Source organism: Gilliamella sp. Pra-s60 (assembly GCF_009795755.1).
Taxonomy (GTDB): Bacteria; Pseudomonadota; Gammaproteobacteria; order Enterobacterales; family Orbaceae; genus Gilliamella.
Window position 1 is genome coordinate 1 of record NZ_WTFA01000056.1, and the last position, 365, is coordinate 365.

A 365-nucleotide genomic window follows, 5' to 3' on the forward strand; every position below is an offset into this window, starting at 1 on the left:
AAAGGTACGCGTGAGAGTAATAACTTAAAATTAGAAGAGTGGGTGGTTAAAGGTAAATATTTTGAAGACAATTTGGAATTTAATAGTGACGGGTTAGGTTATATTTTTACTTTAGGTATTCATGTAACAGATCCAACTTATAAAACACCTCGATTACATGTAGAAATGTACTACAAAATCCCCGATGATGAAACACAAGCATACAGTGAAGAGCAACTTATGGTCATTTGGCGAGAAATCACTAATAGCATTAGAATAAGGGAAAGTGCTTTTGAAAACAAATAAATATTACGGTGGTTTTATTGTCGGTCTATTCGCTCTGACCGCATTAACCAGTTGTCAGGTATTTAGCAAGAATATTCAAA

1 protein-coding gene is annotated in these 365 nt (G+C 33.7%); it reads left to right on the plus strand.

Annotated features, from left to right (window positions below; translation table 11 throughout):
- On the plus strand, positions 1-285 hold a 285-nt coding region (locus GQ596_RS10990), incomplete at its 5' end, for a T6SS immunity protein Tli4 family protein (protein ID WP_160401761.1).
- Between the last annotated feature and the right edge of the window lie 80 nt (positions 286-365).